The organism is Frankia sp. R43, from assembly GCF_001306465.1.
In the GTDB taxonomy this organism is placed as follows: domain Bacteria; phylum Actinomycetota; class Actinomycetes; order Frankiales; family Frankiaceae; genus Parafrankia; species Parafrankia irregularis.
This window is the reverse complement of record NZ_LFCW01000002.1, coordinates 711234-726971: the sequence shown is the minus strand read 5'-3', so window position 1 is coordinate 726971 and position 15738 is coordinate 711234. Positions and strand designations below refer to the sequence as shown.

The 15738-nt window shown below is 70.8% G+C and carries 25 protein-coding genes and 1 tRNA gene; 4 read left to right on the top strand and 22 right to left on the bottom strand.

The window, feature by feature from the left end:
• Window positions 1-677: 677 nt before the first annotated feature.
• Entirely contained in the window at window positions 678-1508 is an 831-nt protein-coding gene (locus tag ACG83_RS11045) for a hypothetical protein (RefSeq protein ID WP_152991343.1), read from the bottom strand.
• Window positions 1509-1651: 143 nt separating this feature from the next.
• Here ACG83_RS11045 and ACG83_RS11040 point away from each other — a divergent pair, with 143 nt between their 5' ends.
• Both ACG83_RS11040 and ACG83_RS11035 read left to right on the top strand, forming a co-directional pair.
• Complete coding sequence (locus ACG83_RS11040; RefSeq protein ID WP_054566059.1) at window positions 1652-2311, top strand: response regulator transcription factor; 660 nt, start codon at window positions 1652-1654, stop codon at window positions 2309-2311.
• Window positions 2312-2337: 26 nt separating this feature from the next.
• Complete coding sequence (locus tag ACG83_RS11035; protein ID WP_054566058.1) at window positions 2338-3693, top strand: HAMP domain-containing sensor histidine kinase; 1356 nt, start codon at window positions 2338-2340, stop codon at window positions 3691-3693.
• Between the two features lie 90 nt (window positions 3694-3783).
• Here the strand turns inward: ACG83_RS11035 and ACG83_RS11030 are convergent, their stop codons facing one another.
• Window positions 3784-4725, bottom strand: coding sequence for a class F sortase (locus ACG83_RS11030; protein WP_235497823.1), 942 nt, complete (start codon window positions 4723-4725; stop codon window positions 3784-3786).
• Between the two features lie 396 nt (window positions 4726-5121).
• Here ACG83_RS11030 and ACG83_RS11025 point away from each other — a divergent pair, with 396 nt between their 5' ends.
• Window positions 5122-5643, top strand: coding sequence for a hypothetical protein (locus ACG83_RS11025; protein WP_235497822.1), 522 nt, complete (start codon window positions 5122-5124; stop codon window positions 5641-5643).
• Between the two features lie 266 nt (window positions 5644-5909).
• Window positions 5910-5983, top strand: a tRNA-Pro gene (locus ACG83_RS11020).
• Window positions 5984-6170: 187 nt separating this feature from the next.
• On the opposite strand, the gene ACG83_RS11015 is transcribed toward ACG83_RS11020, so the two are convergent.
• From ACG83_RS11015 to ACG83_RS10925, 20 genes are all read right to left on the bottom strand, one after another.
• Window positions 6171-7484, bottom strand: a complete 1314-nt coding sequence (locus ACG83_RS11015) for a hypothetical protein (RefSeq protein ID WP_054566055.1) — start codon at window positions 7482-7484, stop codon at window positions 6171-6173.
• Between the two features lie 93 nt (window positions 7485-7577).
• A complete protein-coding gene (locus ACG83_RS11010; protein WP_054566054.1) occupies window positions 7578-7844 on the bottom strand; it encodes a hypothetical protein in 267 nt (88 codons plus the stop codon).
• Window positions 7844-8002: a hypothetical protein gene (locus ACG83_RS45340; RefSeq protein WP_161934740.1), complete on the bottom strand. Its 159-nt coding sequence runs from the start codon at window positions 8000-8002 to the stop codon at window positions 7844-7846. Before ACG83_RS45340 ends, ACG83_RS11010 begins: the two co-directional genes overlap by 1 nt.
• The gene (locus ACG83_RS11005; RefSeq protein ID WP_054566053.1) at window positions 7999-8532 is read right to left on the bottom strand and encodes a WhiB family transcriptional regulator; all 534 of its coding nucleotides are present in this window, start codon (window positions 8530-8532) and stop codon (window positions 7999-8001) included. Before ACG83_RS11005 ends, ACG83_RS45340 begins: the two co-directional genes overlap by 4 nt.
• Entirely contained in the window at window positions 8529-9773 is a 1245-nt protein-coding gene (locus tag ACG83_RS11000; RefSeq protein ID WP_054566052.1) for a hypothetical protein, read from the bottom strand. The genes ACG83_RS11005 and ACG83_RS11000 overlap by 4 nt, the downstream gene beginning before the upstream one ends.
• Window positions 9773-10828: a hypothetical protein gene (locus ACG83_RS10995; RefSeq protein WP_054566051.1), complete on the bottom strand. Its 1056-nt coding sequence runs from the start codon at window positions 10826-10828 to the stop codon at window positions 9773-9775. The genes ACG83_RS11000 and ACG83_RS10995 overlap by 1 nt, the downstream gene beginning before the upstream one ends.
• Window positions 10828-11328 carry a hypothetical protein gene (locus ACG83_RS10990; RefSeq protein WP_054566050.1) on the bottom strand — a complete coding sequence of 167 codons (501 nt, stop codon included), beginning with the start codon at window positions 11326-11328 and terminating at the stop codon, window positions 10828-10830. The genes ACG83_RS10995 and ACG83_RS10990 overlap by 1 nt, the downstream gene beginning before the upstream one ends.
• Window positions 11318-11512, bottom strand: a complete 195-nt coding sequence (locus ACG83_RS10985; RefSeq protein WP_054566049.1) for a hypothetical protein — start codon at window positions 11510-11512, stop codon at window positions 11318-11320. The genes ACG83_RS10990 and ACG83_RS10985 overlap by 11 nt, the downstream gene beginning before the upstream one ends.
• A complete protein-coding gene (locus tag ACG83_RS10980; RefSeq protein WP_054566048.1) occupies window positions 11512-11769 on the bottom strand; it encodes a hypothetical protein in 258 nt (85 codons plus the stop codon). The genes ACG83_RS10985 and ACG83_RS10980 overlap by 1 nt, the downstream gene beginning before the upstream one ends.
• A complete protein-coding gene (locus ACG83_RS10975) occupies window positions 11766-12095 on the bottom strand; it encodes a hypothetical protein (RefSeq protein WP_054566047.1) in 330 nt (109 codons plus the stop codon). The genes ACG83_RS10980 and ACG83_RS10975 overlap by 4 nt, the downstream gene beginning before the upstream one ends.
• On the bottom strand, window positions 12092-12505 hold the full coding sequence (locus tag ACG83_RS10970; protein ID WP_054566046.1) for a hypothetical protein: 414 nt from the start codon (window positions 12503-12505) through the stop codon (window positions 12092-12094). The genes ACG83_RS10975 and ACG83_RS10970 overlap by 4 nt, the downstream gene beginning before the upstream one ends.
• Window positions 12502-13233, bottom strand: a complete 732-nt coding sequence (locus tag ACG83_RS10965) for an exonuclease domain-containing protein (RefSeq protein ID WP_235497821.1) — start codon at window positions 13231-13233, stop codon at window positions 12502-12504. Before ACG83_RS10965 ends, ACG83_RS10970 begins: the two co-directional genes overlap by 4 nt.
• The gene (locus ACG83_RS10960) at window positions 13230-13514 is read right to left on the bottom strand and encodes a hypothetical protein (RefSeq protein ID WP_054566045.1); all 285 of its coding nucleotides are present in this window, start codon (window positions 13512-13514) and stop codon (window positions 13230-13232) included. The genes ACG83_RS10965 and ACG83_RS10960 overlap by 4 nt, the downstream gene beginning before the upstream one ends.
• On the bottom strand, window positions 13507-13875 hold the full coding sequence (locus ACG83_RS10955) for a hypothetical protein (RefSeq protein ID WP_054566044.1): 369 nt from the start codon (window positions 13873-13875) through the stop codon (window positions 13507-13509). The genes ACG83_RS10960 and ACG83_RS10955 overlap by 8 nt, the downstream gene beginning before the upstream one ends.
• Window positions 13872-14138: a hypothetical protein gene (locus tag ACG83_RS10950; protein ID WP_054566043.1), complete on the bottom strand. Its 267-nt coding sequence runs from the start codon at window positions 14136-14138 to the stop codon at window positions 13872-13874. Before ACG83_RS10950 ends, ACG83_RS10955 begins: the two co-directional genes overlap by 4 nt.
• Complete coding sequence (locus ACG83_RS10945; RefSeq protein ID WP_054566042.1) at window positions 14131-14445, bottom strand: hypothetical protein; 315 nt, start codon at window positions 14443-14445, stop codon at window positions 14131-14133. Before ACG83_RS10945 ends, ACG83_RS10950 begins: the two co-directional genes overlap by 8 nt.
• Window positions 14438-14707: a hypothetical protein gene (locus ACG83_RS10940; RefSeq protein ID WP_054566041.1), complete on the bottom strand. Its 270-nt coding sequence runs from the start codon at window positions 14705-14707 to the stop codon at window positions 14438-14440. The genes ACG83_RS10945 and ACG83_RS10940 overlap by 8 nt, the downstream gene beginning before the upstream one ends.
• Window positions 14704-15132, bottom strand: a complete 429-nt coding sequence (locus tag ACG83_RS10935; RefSeq protein ID WP_054566040.1) for a hypothetical protein — start codon at window positions 15130-15132, stop codon at window positions 14704-14706. The genes ACG83_RS10940 and ACG83_RS10935 overlap by 4 nt, the downstream gene beginning before the upstream one ends.
• Window positions 15132-15467 carry a hypothetical protein gene (locus ACG83_RS10930; RefSeq protein WP_054566039.1) on the bottom strand — a complete coding sequence of 112 codons (336 nt, stop codon included), beginning with the start codon at window positions 15465-15467 and terminating at the stop codon, window positions 15132-15134. The genes ACG83_RS10935 and ACG83_RS10930 overlap by 1 nt, the downstream gene beginning before the upstream one ends.
• The gene (locus tag ACG83_RS10925) at window positions 15467-15682 is read right to left on the bottom strand and encodes a hypothetical protein (RefSeq protein WP_152991341.1); all 216 of its coding nucleotides are present in this window, start codon (window positions 15680-15682) and stop codon (window positions 15467-15469) included. Before ACG83_RS10925 ends, ACG83_RS10930 begins: the two co-directional genes overlap by 1 nt.
• Window positions 15683-15738: the final 56 nt, after the last annotated feature.

The window sequence follows — 15738 nt, the reverse complement described above, 5'->3', positions numbered from 1 at the left end:
TGTCGGAGCGAACCGGCCGGGCGCCGCCCGGATCGACCCACGCTCCCAGCCCGGGCAATGCCCTGCGGAGCCTGCCTGGTATAGAGAATCCGACGGCACCCGCAGAGGTGGACGGCGGCCCGGACGGCCATCGGCGGCGACCGAAGCGCCACCGCCCAGACCGCGGTCCGACACCCCTGGCGAGCGCCTGCGCGCCGCCTCCAGGCAATGCGTTCGAAACACAATGCGGAGGCCGTCCGTAGACCGCGGATCCCACCCTTGGTGGTGCATCACCCGAACACCCCCGTGTACCGCCGGCAGTGCCATCGCCGCCACACCGGCAAGCAGGCAGCGCCCAGGCAATACACATTGGCCACGCGAATCACACACCGACGTGCCGGAATCGGGCCGCGCCGCCACCCTGCGCATCCCCGGCCCCCGGAAGACCAGAGCAGGACCACTGAATGGAATTCCCACCGTTGGCGACCCACCGGGAACCGCCGCGGGTCCCGCTGCCGGGTCGATTCCGGGACCAGGCCCCGCCCCGCGATCGCCATGCTGGTCCGGGCGATCACCGACCGGGGGTGCCGTTCGCCTGGGCGACCACGGAGCAGGTCGAAGCCGCGTCAGGCGTGCTCGGTGGTCCGGTAACGGGCCGAACCGGTGCACACCTGACGCGGCTGGGACGCAGGTTCGGCCTACTCGCGGGCCGCGCTCACGACCACCACCGATGTGGTGGTCCCGTCCGCTGAGCGCGTTTCCAGAGCGAGACCGGGCAGGCCGGCCTCCTGCGCGCACTGACCGAGCGCGCTGGTGACCTTCGGGTCGGGAGCATCGGGGAGGCCAGGTGCCGGGCCGTCGCCAGGCCCCGCCTCGCCCACGAACACCGGGCCCTCATCGGAATCCGGGTCGCTGTCGCTGTGCAGCACCGGGCCCTCCTCGGAACCCCACTCGCCATGGAGCACCGGGCCGCCGCGGCCGGCCGCACCGCTGCCGGCCGCGCCGCCGCTGCCGGTACCGCCGCTTTCGCCCGGGCCGGGCACGACGGTCGGACCGGAACCCGAACCGGCGACGACCGGCCCGTCCGCCGGCGGAAGGCCCAGTACCTGCGTGGTGCCGGGAGCGGGGAAGGTCACCCCGGCGTCCTGCAGGCACTTCGTGACGGTCGCGTTCTGCTCCGCGGTCAGTGGTTCGATCGAGGGCGGGCCACCGATGGCGCCGGGAGCGGGCGCGTACTGCTGGCAGGCATCCACCGCCTTCGACCCGCGCTCGGAATCGATCATCAGGCGCACCGTTCGCCGATGGCTTCCCGCCGATTCGGTCTGCACCTGGGCACCGTTCTCCTTCAGGCACCGGGTGTAGTCGTCGTTGCCCGGCGGCAGGGCCGGCGCACCGGGCGCTGCCGTACCGGATTCAGGCGTGCCCGTGCCCGCGGGCCCGGCCGCCATCGCTGCGGCGGTGCTGCCAGTGCAGGCCGCCAGCACGAGCGCCGTCCCGATCATCACACGCGCGGACCAGTGTCGTCTCATCTGTCACCTCACTCGTGGCCGGCGCGGTTTCGCCGGCCACGAACAGATCTAGTGACCGGACGATCCGGGTCCCGTAAGCGTCGCCGCTTACGCTCTCTTTATGACCGCCGGTCGATGATCGACGTAGGTGGAGAGGCGGCTGCGTGCGGATCCTGGTGGTCGAGGACGAGGTGATCCTGGCGGAGGCCATCGCCGAGGGCCTGCGCCAGCGGGCCATGGCGGTGGACACCTGCGGGGACGGGGCGAGCGCCCTGGAGCTGGCAGCGCTCCATCCCTACGACGTGATCGTGCTCGACCGGGATCTGCCCAAGGTGCACGGTGACGATGTCTGCCGGGCCGTGGTGGCCGCCGGCGGCGACACCCGGGTCATCATGCTGACTGCTGCGGGGGACGTCGCCGACCGGGTGCACGGGTTCGGGGTGGGCGCCGACGACTATCTGACCAAGCCGTTCGCGTTCGCGGAGCTGGTCGCCCGGGTGCAGGCGCTGGGCCGGCGGGCCCGTGCCGCGGTGCCGCCGGTACTTCGCCGCGCCGGTGTCGAGCTGGACGTGCCGCGGCACCAGGTGTCCCGGGACAGTCGTTTCATCCTGCTCTCCCGCAAGGAGTTCGCCGTCCTGGAGGTTCTCATGCGGGCCGACGGGGCTGTGGTCAGTGCCGAGGAGCTCTTGGAGAAGGCGTGGGATTCCAACGTCGATCCGTTCACCAACGCGGTACGGATGGCGGTGATGACGTTGCGCCGCAAGCTGGGATCGCCGCCGGTGATCGAGACGGTGGCCGGGGTCGGATACCGCCTGAGCAGCTGAGGCGGCACCGGCCCCGGCCGAGGGCGATGTCGGTCAAGGTCCGGCTCGCGCTGATGTGCGGCGGCCTGTTCCTCCTCAGCGGTGTGGTGTTGCTGGCCGTCAACTACGTCCTGGTGCGCGCCGCGCTGCCGTCGGCGGCCATCGCGGCCGGATCCGCCTTCGGCACAACCGGTTCGGCCGACGAGGCGCCCGGAGCACCGGAGTCCGCGGCGCCCGGAGATCTCGCGGCGCCCGGAGATCCCGTGTCGCCCGGAGATCCCGTGTCGCCCGGAGATCCCGTGTCGCCGGGACTCGGTGTCGGCGTGCCCGGTCCGGGCCCGGATTCCAGCACGCTGACCGTGGTGAGCGCGGTCCGCAGCTATCGCGGGGACGTCCTGAACACCCTGCTGGTGCAGTCCGGGGTGGCGATCGGGGCGACGCTGGTCCTCGCGCTGCTGCTGGGGTGGGTGGCCGCCGACCGGACCTTGCGGCCCGTGCACGCGGTGGTCTCGACGGCCCGCCGGCTCGGCGCGGACAACCTTGACGCCCGGATCCGGCTGCGCGGACCGCGCGACGAGCTGACCGAGCTGGCCGACGCCTTCGACGAGATGCTCGATCGGCTGGCTGGGTCCTTCGACAGCCAGCGCCGGTTCGTGGCCAACGCGTCGCACGAGCTGCGCACCCCGTTGGCCGCGCAGCGAACCCTTGTCGAGGTTGCGATGGAGCGGCCCGGGGCCGATCCGGCCCTGCACGATCTGGGCACCCGCCTGCTGACCTTGAACGTACGTGTCGAGGCGCTCATCGAGGGACTGCTGGTGCTCGCGCGCAGCGACCGTGGGCTCGCCTCCCGGCAGGCGGTGCCCATCGGCGAAGTCGTCGCCGCTGTCGTCGACATGCACCGCCCGGTCGCCACCGCGGCCGGGGTGGACCTGCGCTGGGAGCACACGGGCCGAGACCGTGCCGCGGCCCCGGCCTACGCCGTATGGGGCGACCGGCTGCTGCTGGAGCGGCTGGTCTCCAACCTGGTGGACAATGCGATCAAGTACAACCGGCCTGGCGGGACGGTGTGGGTACGCGAAGGTGCGGATCCGGTCCTGTCCGTCACCAACACCGGCCCGCCGGTGCTTCTGTCCTCGGCCGCCGACCTGTTCGAGCCGTTCAGCCGGGCCGGGCGGGGATCATGGAGTCCTGAGCGGGGTGCCGGCCTCGGCCTGTCGATCGTCGCCTCGATCGCCCGCGCCCACGGCGGCTCGGTCCGGGCCGTGTCCCGGCCCGAAGGCGGCCTGGAGATGGATGTCTTCCTGCCGGCCCAGCCACCGCCACCGGCGAGCTCCAAGCTCGCGCCGCCCGGCCGGCCAGCCCGTTCCGCTTCCCGGCCGGGTGCCGTGACACCGTCCGGGTGAGGCGACGGTGGCCGGCACCGGCCGGTTGAGGCCCTCGGGAGACCCTCGTCCCCAGCACAATGCCATCACCGCCATCGGGACACCCTGCCGCTAGTGCGCACCTGGCACTGCCGAGACCGGCCTGCTCGGAACCACCAGCAGTGACGACTGCGCCGCAGGCCCGCCGGCAGGGGCCGTCGGGCCTGGCAGCACCGCCGGCGCCGGACCGGCTGGTGCCGGAGCCGGGGAGCCGGCCGGAGCGGGACCAACCGGAGCAGGCGCAGGTGAAGCTGTCGAGGCGGGCGCCGCCGCTGTCCCGCCAGCAGCGCCGGGCGCGGCTGGCGAGGCTGGCGCGGCTGGTCCGACAGCCGTGGAAGGCGTCGCGGCAATGCTGTTGGCGTGCGCGTAGACGATCAGGTTGCTGAGGTAGTGCTTGGTCTTCTCGTCAAAGGCACCGGTGCAGGTGATCAGACGCAGCTCCGGACGGGTCACCGGCCCGTAGGCCCGATCGGTCGGGAACGTCTTCTTGGTCACGTCCTCGGTCCGGTCGACGGTGAAGGTCGTCTTCAGGCCATCCGGAGACGAGACCTCGATCTGGTCACCGGGACGCAGCGCCCGCAGCCGGTAGAACACCGCCGGTCCAGAGGTCGAGTCGTAGTGGCCGACGAGCACCGAGGGCCCCATCGCGCCCGGCGCCGGGCCCTTGTCGTACCAGCCGACCTCTCCCCACTTCTTCGGCACGTCCAGCGAGCCGTCGGCGTTGAGACCGAGCCGGATGACCGGGGCGTCCACGCCGATCACGGGGATCCGCACCCGGGTCGGATCAGTCACCACGACCGGCGGGAGCGTCGGCAGGGGCGTCACGCTCGCGCCCGGGGCGCCGGAAGCACCCGGGGCGCCCGCCGCGCCGGCGCGACCGACGTCCGCACCCAGGCCGCTCACCGCCACACGCTCCGTGTCCGAAGGAGCATCGGAACCGACATCGGCCAGGCGGAACCCGCTTCCGACGATCAGCACCGCGCCCGCGACGAGCAGGAGGCGTGAAAACGTCATCCGCGTCGGCAACCGCCCCGACTCCGCACGTCCCACAGCGCTCTCCGTCCTCCTGGAGCCTCCCGGGACGATCTCCCGCGACGACCTCCAGGAACTACGTAACGTGATGCTAACGACACGAGGAGGATGCGGACCGTAGTCAGGAGCCGCGTCGCACGAGAGCGCGCACCAGCCCCAGCCACATCGGCCAAGCGAGGGCGATGGGCACAGGGAGCGCGGCTCACCTCAAGTCCCGCAATGGAATGCCACACCGTCCGCGACCGAGCCCACGGCCGTTCGAACCTGTCGCACCACGCCGTCTCGCTGCGTCCCATCCGGACCAGTCCTCGCTATGGTGTCACTCGCAGTGATCGGGTAGTCACCATGCGTGAGAGAGGGGACCAAATGAGGAAGGGAATGGGACGGAGCGCCGCGCTTCTCGCCATGTCGAGCGCGGCTTCCGTCATCCTCACCTTCGGGCCGGGCCTGACGGCCGCGCACGCCGACATCTTTGATGACAAGGGCAAGTGCGCCGACCAGAAGGACAAGGACGACTGGGACATCTTCGGCGACAAGGACAAGGACAACAAGGACGACAAGGAAGCCCGCGCCGCGGTCGACGACAAGGTCGACGGCAAGGACGGCAAGGACCTTGACAAGGACGACAAGTTCAACGACAAGGACCAGGGCAAGGACGACAAGGACGACTGGTTCGCCGACAAGGATGACAAGGACCGCGACTGCGCGGTCGGCGCAGGTGTCATCGCAGGTGGCGCGGTCGGCGTCGGCGTCGGCGGTGCCCCGGTGGGCGGCGTCGGTGCCGGTGGCGGTGGCGCGGCCGGCGGGGACAACTCGCCGCTGCTGCCGATCGCCGGAGCCGGCCTCGGTGCCCTCCTGATCGGCGCAGGGATGCGTCGTCGCGGGCACGGGTCCATCTGAGCCGACCCTCCCCAGAAATGAGGATGGGATCGGCCGGTGTGCGTTCGCCGCACCGGCCGATCCCGGATCTCAGCCGAGCCACGACACCCGCGCCACCCCCACGGACGCGGTCGATCCCCCATGCGATACGGTTGCGCCAGCCAACCAGCACCGCAGGCAGGCTCCACCCCTGATCATTGGGGGCGGCGTCGCACCTCACCTCACACTCCGGGTCCACCCGGCACGGTCGAGGCGCCGGTTTTCCGGTAAGGTAACGTTGGTCAGCACGGGACGTGGCGCAGCTTGGTAGCGCACCAGACTGGGGGTCTGGGGGTCGCAGGTTCAAATCCTGTCGTCCCGACAGGGGAAAGCGCCCTCTCCACCGATCACGGAGGAGGGGGCGTTCGGCGTTCATGGGCACTCCATGGGAACTTTTCTCGATCTTGCCCACGGACACCATTCCCATGGGCAGTGGTGGGTCGAGCTCAGGGGCCGGCGGAGCCCAGACATGATGTGTGATCTACATCACGCAGCGTGTCGGGGGTGGCTCAGAGCAGGATCGCGGCCTCATAGCGGGACTGGAGCACCTTCACGATCCGATCCTCGGTCTCGGGCAGCACGTGGGAGTAGACCCCGGAAATGCCCCGACCGCCACGGCTGTGGCCGAGGCGGGCCTCGATGGCCGAGTCGGGAATGCCAGCCGCTTCCAGTACCGCCTTGTGCGAATGGCGAATGCCGTGGACCTTCATGCCAGGCACAAGCGGATCCCACGCTGGGCGCCCCGGCGTTCCCCGCCGCTTCGGCTCCTCCTCGCGGCCGTCACATGCCGGCCGCCATACCCGGCGGTTGAACCCGGACCGCCGCAGCAGTCCGCCGCGCGGGCCGTGCCAGACGAACGAGTCCCGCTCGCCCTTCTTCGGCATCACGTCCAAGCGCGCGTCGATCATGTCGAACACGAACTCCGGGACAGGGGTGGTCCGCGCAGACCCGCGGGTCTTCGGAGGGCCCGAGGCCAGACTCCCACTCGATTCGACCAGGCAACCCAGCTCCGGGTGAATGCGCAGCACCCCGGCCTCGCGGTCGATGCACGGCCCGTTGTCGTCGGCGTCGCGATTGCCGGTGACGACCAGATCGTCACGCAGCCCGGCCATCTCAGCCCAACGCCATCCGCTGCCGTACAGGCACCACACCAGGTCCCGGTAGAAGTCACAGCGATCGGCTATTCGCGCGATGCCGGCTGTGTCGGTGTGAATAGCCTCGGCGCCATTCCCCTCGGGGAGCCGAATCTTGTAGCAAGGGTTGTAGGTCAGGATCGGAGGGCGGTTGTCCGCCGCCGCGGACAACAGGAGCTGGAGGTCCTTGTAAATCAGCTCGACCGTGCCGGGTGCCTTCCATCCGGCGAGCTCCTCATCGACCCAGTCCTGGATGTCGAGCCGGTCGAAGGCGGCCAGAGGGCTCTCGCCCCATCGGGGTTCGAGGTGCAGCCGCCAGCGCCGGTCCGTCTCCTCGATGCTGCGCGCAGCTTTCCGGGTCGACCGGCAGTAGGTGGGCCACCACCGCTCGCGCCAGGTGGTCAGAGTCAGCGTCTCGGCCGCGGGCTTCGGCGGCTCGACCGGCGGGGCCGGAGTAGTCAGGCCTGTGCACGCGGAGGACATCGACTCGCACAGGCAGTCCGGCACATGGCCGTAGTCCAAGTGCTTCTCGGCCTTGACCACCCAGGACCGCGCCGCCGCCTTGGTATCGAAGATCGGGCGCCACATGGTCTGATCCGTGGGCGCCCGATGGTGGGCCCGAACCAGCTTGACCCGGATCCGGCGCAGGCCGTCACCCGAGCGGGCGGGCAGCTTTTCGAAGGAGGCCATTGTCGGTCTATGTAAGCACCAACGCCGGCCCACCTCGACGCCACCCGCCCGCGGTTGGAGGGTGACCCGCGGTGACGGTCACCAGCTGGTCCGCTAGTTTGCCCGGTAGTAGCGACGGGTGAGGAACTCCCGCAGGTCCACCACGGTGAAGCGCCACCCGATCGACCGGGACAGCAGCAGGCCCGACAGCTGGCGGGCGGTAGCCCAAGAGGTCACGGTCCGCGGCTCCACGTCGAGCAGGCGCGCGGCCGTCACGGCACCGAACGGCTCCTCGCCGTCATAGGCGTCCAGTGGGGCCAGGATGCGGGCCAGGCCGGGCGGAACCCGGTCCTGCCCCACGTTGGCGGCACGTGTGGCCATCAGTTCTCCGCTCCTGTCGTATCCAGGTGGTCACACAGCTCGCCCAGCGCCTCCACGAGGGGGATGGGCTCGGGGCCGTCCGGCCGGGCCGGGACGGTCCGCGCGAGCACGGTCCCGTCCTCGGCCCAGTCCAGCGCCCACTGCTCGGGCTCGGTCATGACGCCGCGGCGAACTCGTCGTCGTGGGCCCCGGCCGACCCTGCCGCGGCCACAGCGCGGGCACGCACCGTGGCCAGCCAGAGCGGGTCTGACACGCCGTGGTGCCGACGGGCCGCCATCATCGGTGCCTGCGGGTGCTCCACGGAGGCGAACTCCGGCCGCCGGGACACGATCTCCACCTCCTGGTAGAGCCGAGCCAAGGCGGCGCGCCGGTCCTCGTGACGGCGGATCAGCTCGCCCGAGACCACTGCCTCCACCAAGTCCCCGATCTCCAGTCCGGTACGCAGCCCGAGCCGCTGGTCCAGCGTGGGCTCGGCGGGCGGGGTCATTACCACGCCGCCCCACATGCCCCACTGCTCCCCTCGGTCCACCGCGCCGGCGAGGCAGTCCAGCGCAGCCGGGCAGCCGTCGCAGACGTGCCGCGCCCGGGTTAGCAGGGTCATCGGCGACTGGTCGCCCAGATCGGTGATCTGGTCGTACAGCTCGACGTGACTCGCGCACGCCGGGCTGTCCACGGTCTCGCTGGTCACGGCGAGGCCTGCGCGGCCAGTTGTTCCATCTCCTCCGGCGACACGCCCGCGTCCACCGGGACGGCCATGCCCAACTCCTCGTCCCAGCCGTCCGGGCGCTCCTTGACGCCCTCGCTCAGCTCCTGGAGTCGGTCGCCCAGGAAGTCCCGCAGCGTGCTGGCCGGCTCGTCACCTTCGCTCGGCAGGAACTCGTCCATCGCCGGGTTGGCCTTGTTCTTCTCCAGGAAGTCCAGGACCTTCTGGCGTGTGATGTCGGGGCGCCGCGCCCACTCCGCGGCCTGCCGGGCCCGCTCGGCGTCATCCGCCGGGGGTGCCGCCGGCCGAGCCTGCTGTGCGGGTCGGCTGACCTGGCGCGGCGGGAGGGGCGCGGCCTGCTGCTCGGGCACCGCGTTGGCCGGAGCCGAGGCCAGGACCGACGCGGCCCCGCCGGAGCCGGCGGGTAGTGCGGCCGGACCCGCGCTGGTGCCGGCGGTGAGAGCGAGACGCTCCTGCTGGCGCACGGCGGCAAGCTCCTGGATGGTGCCGCCGCCCTCCCCCATCATGATCTGGAGAACCGACGCATCGATGTCGATGTCCACCACCGGGAAGCGCCGCCCCGGGCCGCCGGGCGTCTTGGGTGGCAGCTTCATCTCCCGGATCACCAACTTCGCGGGCAGGAACCAGTCCCCGCCCTTTCCTTCCTTCTCGGCACGCTTGCGCAGCTCGGCCGCCGCGTTACGCAGCCAGTTGGCTTTGACGGGGAAGCCTGCGGCCACGAACTTGCCGCGCGAGGTGAAGCGCCACCACCCGATGCCGCGCAGGTCCAGGAACCGCACCAGCAGTTGCGTCTCCGGCTTGCACAGCAGGCGGTCCGCCGCCTGGCACTCGCAGGGACGCCTGGAGACCTCGTTGACCGCACCCTCGCCCCCGGTGCAGCGGCGCATCAGGATGCCCTGGTCGAAGTGGGTCATCCACTGGTCCACCGCGCCGCTGACCCCGCCGAAGTCCACCGGCAGCGCCTCCAGCGGCGTGATCACCTCCCACTGGAGGCCCTGGTCAGCATCCCACCGGACCACCTCTCCGCCGAACTTCGCTGCGGCGGCCTCGACGGACTTCTTGGAGGGAGAGGTAATGCGCCAGGTCTTGAGCTTGACGGGCTGCTTCCCGCCATTCTTCCCGGGCTTGGATGTACCAATACGGAGCTGACCTTCCAGCACGCCTCGCTGCTGCATGTTCAGAATCTCCGGCAACAGGATCGCCATTACGCGGCCCCCCTCTCCTGGGTGGTTTCCGTGGTCTCGTCCGGCCCGAGGGGCCATTCCCTGCCCTCGATGGCCAGGATTTCCCGCGCGGTTCCCACCGTGGCGGGTCCGGCGTGCTTGATGGCCAGGAGCTTCTCCGGGCCGAATGCCTCCAGGTCCGCGAGCGTGGACACGCCGCGTAGGGCCAGTGCGTTACGCACCCGAATGTCGATCGAGGTGAAGTCGTCTACGCGGAAGCCGCCTGCGCGCACGCCTAGGCCGACGGAGCCCGACACCACTTCACGCTGGACCTCGAACCAGCGCCGGGCGTACTCCCACCCTGCGCGCATCTCCGGGGTGATCAGCACCCCGTGGGCCCGGTAGCCGTCCGGGCGGATGTGGATGACCACCCCGCCGGCCACCCGGGGCATCTCGACGATGGTGTTGGTGGCGTCACGCAGACTCATGTGGCTGCACGAGGCGTAGCCGGTGAGCTGCGCGCCGGTCTCGTCGTACACGGCGTTGCCGCTCTTGTAGTCCCCGATCAGCAGCTCGCCGGGCGGAAAGGTGTGAACCAGCCTGCGGCGCATCACCACCGGGAGCGACACCCCGAGCTCCAGGCCGCAGTCCCCGGTGCCCGCGTAGAGCAGGCGCCGGTTGTAGAGAGTGGCCTCCGTCCAGCGGTAGGTCGGCTGCATCTCCTCGATGAACCGATCGAGCGTGGCCTCGAACGGGGCCACCGCCTCGGCCTCATCCTCAGTGAGGGGCAGGTTCCGGTTGCGGATCTTGGCGTCGGCCACTCGGTGGAACAGCTTGCCCAGTTCGGAGGCCTCGGCCGTGATGCGCCGCGGCGCCCCGGCGATCAGCGCGATGGCTCGCTTCTCCTCGCCCTGCGCGATCAGGTCGGCGATCTCGTCGTGGCGCTCGACCGCGTACCGCGCGGCCTCGGTGCCGTGCCAGTACGGGATGCCGCCCTTGGCGCTGACGCTGCCAATGATCGTGGTGACCGAGGGCAGCAGGAGCCCTGAGTCCCAGAACGCCCTGTACCAGCGCTCGTCGCTACGTCGACCGCCCATCAGAACGGGGGCTCCGCAGCCATCTCCTCGCTGACATTCAGCCGTGGCGTCCCTTCCTCGCCCGGCTCGAATCCCAGGAGGGTGTGAGCAAGTTCGCGTACGTCCTGGAGCGAGAGATTCTTGTCGTGGACCATGCGCAGTAGCCCCACCTGCCGGGCGTCGTGGCCGCCTTCCCGAGCCTGCCGGGCCCACCGCGGCGCCAGCGGATAGCTCCCGTTCTGCGCCACCGTCCAGGCGATCTGGGCCTGCCTGAGCACCTGATGGGGAGCTGCCAGCCAGAGCGCCTCGAACACCCTGCGGTACTCCTGCAACTCGGCGATCAGCTCCGCGACGGTCTCCGCGTGCTCGGCCTCCCGGCAGTCACAGGCAACGTGGTGATCCGAGCAGGCGGCATAACGCGGGTCCAGGGTGCTCTTCGGGACGTCGTAGCCGGTCGCTCCGGCCTGGCTGGTGCCCGGCTTGAACCGGATCGTGGGGGTCATGACCTCGCTACCGCTCATCGGGTGCTCCGTCCAGCTCGTGGGGGATGGCGAATGCGCCGAGGGATTGGTCCGCAGCCGGGAGGTCGTCGATCTCGTCAGCAGCCTCGCCCAGGGCGTCGGCGAGCACCGTGGCCCTGGTGGCATGCCGGCCGGGGCGGGAGTCCCTGTAGGACGTGCGGTCGTAATGGCCACCGGGGCGCATCAGGACCGCTCGCTCTCGATGCCAGGCGGGAAGTCAGGGACGTCCCACCCGAAAGGCCGCTCGTCCGGCGGCAGCGCGTCGACGATCCGGACGAGGTCACGCGCGTCGAGCGCGAGTTCCAGTTGGGTCTCGGCCAGGCTCCGCACCCGGCCCAGTCGCGGGTTCTCCTCGCCGCGCCGTGCGCGACCGACTTCGTAACCAGCCACGTAGAGGTCATCGAGCGCCACGCGCAGGGCGCTCGGCGGCTGATGTGTCACGCCGCCCTCCCGCCGAGGTGCTCCCACCCGGTGACCATCTGGACGGCCAGGCGGCAGGGGCAGGCGTTCTCGTTCGGGTGACGGGTGCAGGTCCAGACGCCGTCCTTCAGCTCGACCACTCCCGACTCCGACACGCCGGGGGCGTTCGGGGCGGCGGAGATCCGGGCACGGACGACCGCGGGGCGCTCGGGGTCCGTGCCCCATTGGATCTTGCCCATGAGGATGCGGATGTCCCGGTAGTAGCTGAGCGCCTTCGGGCGCAGGGGGTTGCTGGTGTCAGCGCCCGCGTGGGAGCGGCGAGCGCGGGAACGGGTCACGGTGGTCATGCCGCCCGCCGTCCGATGAGGGCGCCGTCCAGCAGCCGCGCCGCCTCGGCCTCGATGTCCAGCCGGGCGCCGCGTACCAGCTCGGCCGCAGTGGTCCCCGCGCTGGCCAGCGGGACGAGCTGGTAACGCAGGACCTTCCTGGCCTGCTTCAGGTCATAGCTGGCCCCGCCGGAGTCGGCGCCGGTTAGCGCCACCTCGGCCTCGTGGCCCGCCAGCAGGATCACGGCCTCGTCGTAGGCCGAGCCGTCGAAGGTGAACGAGAAGCCGCCCGCGCGCCGGCCCACGTTGACCGCGATGTCGGTGGCGCCGAGCATGCGCGCGGCCACCGCGTGCCCGGCCTCGTGGATGGCGATGGTCTGCTGACGCTCGAGACTCGGGCCGCGCGAGGTCAGCAGGCGGCGGATGCTCACGCCGTGTCCTTTAGCGGTCTGTAGGGCCAGGAGCCGTCGATCTCGATATCGGGTCGGCCCTGACGGCTCAGGTACAACTCGGTGTTGATCGCCCAGGCGAGGTTGGCCTGGGTCTGAAAGGCCACGAGCTGGTCAAGGTCCATCTCGCGGAGGTGCCGGTACCGCTGCGCGATGCGCCACAGCACCCGGGCGGTGGTCAGGCAGTCGGCGAGCGCGTCGTGGGCTCCGACCTGCCGCGCGTCGTAGTGCCGGGCCAGCTCGCCGAGCCGGCGCTTGCCGCCCTTGACGTGGTTGCGGTGAATATCGCAGGCCCGGTCCAGCACCATCGGGTCGATCACCCGGATGCCGGTGAGGTCCAGCCCGCGGCCGTGGTGCCGGCGCATCTCCCGGTCCGTCAGGGTCAGGTCGAAGGTGGCGTTGAACGCCACCACCGGCAGCCTTTCGGCGCGGAACTTCTCGATGCGCTCGGCCACCCGGAGAACAGCGCCGGCTGGCTCGACCCCCTCGGCTCGGGCGCGCTCGTTGGTGATCCCGTGGACGTCGATCGCCCCTTGACCGATCTCCTTCCCCGGATTGATCAGCCAGGAGTGGGTGTCCACGGGGCCCTCCGGCCCCATCTCCACCCAGGCGGCCTGGACGATGCGGTCGGTCTCGACGTCCACCCCGGTGGTCTCGGTGTCGACGACCCCGAACCGGGCCAGCCATGGCGCGGGCAGGTCCGGGGTCACGGCACCTCCCTGCCGCGTGGGGAGACTCCGTCGCCGTACGCGTCGGAGTGGGCGGCAGTCTCCCAGTCGATCTGCCAGCCGACGGGCTGCTCGTGTGGCGGGAGTGCGTCGATGGACGCGACGAGGTCGCGGCACGTCAGCGCGAAGAGGACTTGCGAGTCGTGGCGGTCTGGCGCCGAACCCCGGCCCCAGGCCTTGCCTTCGTAGGCGCGCTGGACGCGCTCCGCAGCGACAACCGCGTCATCGAGTGCGAGGTGTGCGACCCGAGTCAAGTCAGTCACGGCCAGCCCCCCGGCGCCACCGGCGCGCGATGCCCGTCCGCGCCGGCTCGGGCTCGCGGCTGGCGCGGACCAGCGCGAGCGCGGTGTCCACGTGCTCCGGCGTGTACGCGGCGGCCCGGCGCAGATCAGCCAAGCGGCGGCGCAGGTGCGGGTTGTACTGCTCCAGCAGGTCCAGGGGGGACATGGTGGAGCCCTCGAAGGTGACCACCGAGTCGAACAGCATCCCGGCCGCGAAGTCCTCGACGCCGCGCAGCCGCCGCACCTCGGCGATCAGGTCGATCACGTCGTCGGTGGTGGCCTGCCCGGCGAGCAGGCGGTGCTCGATCTCGCCCAGGTGGGGACGGGTCGGCGCGGCGCTCATATCTTGCCGCCCTGGCTGCTGTCATCCTCCAGCAGTTCGTCCACGAGGGCCTTGGCCTCGTCGAACGGGAATCGGGTGCGGGCGACGAAGTCCTCGGTCCGCTCGGACGGCCGAGGTTCCCACTCCCACTGCCCGTCGCGGTTGAGGACCTCGGCGGTGTCCCAACCGGTACCGCCGTTCAGGACGGCCCAACTGTCGTCGTGACCACGCCGGGCGATCCCGTAACGATGTGGGTGCTCTCCGAAGTTGAACTGATCAGTCATGGAAGTCCTCCAGGTGCCCCTGGGCCAGGAAGTCCTCGACGGCCCCGCTCAACGCTCTATCGAGTCCGTCCGGGGTGTCGGTGGAGTGGCGGGCCGTCAGCCCGTAGACGCTCGGGTCGGTGTGGATGCCGAGGTCGTGGAGGGCGCGGTCGTAGCCGGCCTGGTCGGCAGGGCCATAGATCTGGCCCACCGGGTCGCTCGCGGTGCCGGCGCGGATGCCTCGTGGGTCCAGCGCGGCGGCCCGGTCCGGATGGCGGTGGTGCAGCAGCGCGACGAGGCGCTCGGCTCGGGCGGAGGAGTCAGCCACGGCTACCACCCCCGCGACGCAACGGGATGATGTCGGCCGGCACCTCGTGGAGGTCGACCACTCTTATGCCGTTGCGCTTCGGTTCGACCTGGAGGATGAGCCTGCCGGCCTCCGGATCGCGGGTGACGACCCACAGCCGGGCGTCGGCGGTCTCGGCGGGTCGCTCGAACAGGTCGCCGATCCGCGCCAGATTGAACAGCGTGTTGACGCGAGCGTCGACGGGCTGGCCGGCCGGCATCTTGCTGTAGCGCCAGGTGGTCATCGGATACCCCACTCACGGCTCTGTCCGGTGGGGTCGCCGTAGGTGCGCCACCCGAGCCGCCGGGCCTGCGCGGCGAGCCGTCCGCGCCAGTTCTCGGGGAGCCATTCGTCGGCGTACTCGCCATCGCCCCTGACGTGGATCAGCGGAGCGCCATGCGGGGACGAGCGGAACTTGATGCCGAGCCGGTCGGCGTCGGCCTTGATCGTGTCGATCGCGGCGGTGAGGCCGTCGGTGGCCTCGGTGCTGTCAAGGAAGTAGCGAGTGCCGAGGCGTCCCACCGTGGAGACCTGGCCGGCGTCCAGGTCATCGGCGTCAACGAATCCGTCGTCCTGGAACTCCAGAGAGGCGCCCCAGCGGACAGTTCCATCAGCGCGCTCGTCGGCGCCGACCGTGATGCCGGCCGCCCAGTAGCTCGGTCCGTACATCAGGAGGCCGCCTCACCGAGGTTCACGACGCGGTTGTCCTCGGCGAACTGGCCGGTCTGGCCGAGGAGGAGCAGGTCGTCGCGGACCTGCTCGGCGACGCCCTCGAACTGGTGGTGCCAGTCGTCGGCCAGCTTCTCGTCCTCGGCGTACACGCCGTGCAGGTTGTGGTCGGAGTCCACCGTGACATCGGTGGCCTGCGGCCAGGCGTCGCGCACGGCGAGGGTGACGCGCGCGGTGAGGAGTTCGGCGAGGTTCCCTGCGGCTCGGGCGGCAGCCTCGGTGCAGTGGGTGAAGAGCGTCTCGGCGACGTCGATACGCCTGGCGAGGTCGGTCATCAGGCCTCCGCCAGCTCGGTGATGACGCCGATGCCGATCGCCCGCGCGGGGCCAACCTCGACGATCTTGTCCTCGCCCGATGCCCATGCGAGGTTGGCGTGCTCGGCCAGGTCCTGGGCGTGCGCGGGGTCGTCAGCCTTCCCCTCCCAGGTGGCGTACTCGGTGGCGCGGGTGGTGCGCTCTCGGGCGAGCGCCACTGTGTAATGCTTGGTCAAGGTCTTCCCTCTCAGGTGAGACATCTCGGCCGGGTTGCGGGGTACGGGTTGGTCAC

Coding starts and splice junctions, on each gene's coding strand:
- ACG83_RS11045 (WP_152991343.1), bottom strand. CDS start 1,508: ATGAGACGACACTGGTCCGCGCGTGTGATGATCGGGACGGCGCTCGTG.
- ACG83_RS11035 (WP_054566058.1), top strand. CDS start 2,338: ATGTCGGTCAAGGTCCGGCTCGCGCTGATGTGCGGCGGCCTGTTCCTC.
- ACG83_RS11030 (WP_235497823.1), bottom strand. CDS start 4,725: ATGACGTTTTCACGCCTCCTGCTCGTCGCGGGCGCGGTGCTGATCGTC.
- ACG83_RS11025 (WP_235497822.1), top strand. CDS start 5,122: ATGGGACGGAGCGCCGCGCTTCTCGCCATGTCGAGCGCGGCTTCCGTC.
- ACG83_RS11015 (WP_054566055.1), bottom strand. CDS start 7,484: ATGGCCTCCTTCGAAAAGCTGCCCGCCCGCTCGGGTGACGGCCTGCGC.
- ACG83_RS11010 (WP_054566054.1), bottom strand. CDS start 7,844: ATGGCCACACGTGCCGCCAACGTGGGGCAGGACCGGGTTCCGCCCGGC.
- ACG83_RS45340 (WP_161934740.1), bottom strand. CDS start 8,002: ATGACCGAGCCCGAGCAGTGGGCGCTGGACTGGGCCGAGGACGGGACC.
- ACG83_RS11000 (WP_054566052.1), bottom strand. CDS start 9,773: ATGGCGATCCTGTTGCCGGAGATTCTGAACATGCAGCAGCGAGGCGTG.
- ACG83_RS10995 (WP_054566051.1), bottom strand. CDS start 10,828: ATGGGCGGTCGACGTAGCGACGAGCGCTGGTACAGGGCGTTCTGGGAC.
- ACG83_RS10990 (WP_054566050.1), bottom strand. CDS start 11,328: ATGAGCGGTAGCGAGGTCATGACCCCCACGATCCGGTTCAAGCCGGGC.
- ACG83_RS10985 (WP_054566049.1), bottom strand. CDS start 11,512: ATGCGCCCCGGTGGCCATTACGACCGCACGTCCTACAGGGACTCCCGC.
- ACG83_RS10975 (WP_054566047.1), bottom strand. CDS start 12,095: ATGACCACCGTGACCCGTTCCCGCGCTCGCCGCTCCCACGCGGGCGCT.
- ACG83_RS10955 (WP_054566044.1), bottom strand. CDS start 13,875: ATGAGCGCCGCGCCGACCCGTCCCCACCTGGGCGAGATCGAGCACCGC.
- ACG83_RS10950 (WP_054566043.1), bottom strand. CDS start 14,138: ATGACTGATCAGTTCAACTTCGGAGAGCACCCACATCGTTACGGGATC.
- ACG83_RS10940 (WP_054566041.1), bottom strand. CDS start 14,707: ATGACCACCTGGCGCTACAGCAAGATGCCGGCCGGCCAGCCCGTCGAC.
- ACG83_RS10935 (WP_054566040.1), bottom strand. CDS start 15,132: ATGTACGGACCGAGCTACTGGGCGGCCGGCATCACGGTCGGCGCCGAC.
- ACG83_RS10930 (WP_054566039.1), bottom strand. CDS start 15,467: ATGACCGACCTCGCCAGGCGTATCGACGTCGCCGAGACGCTCTTCACC.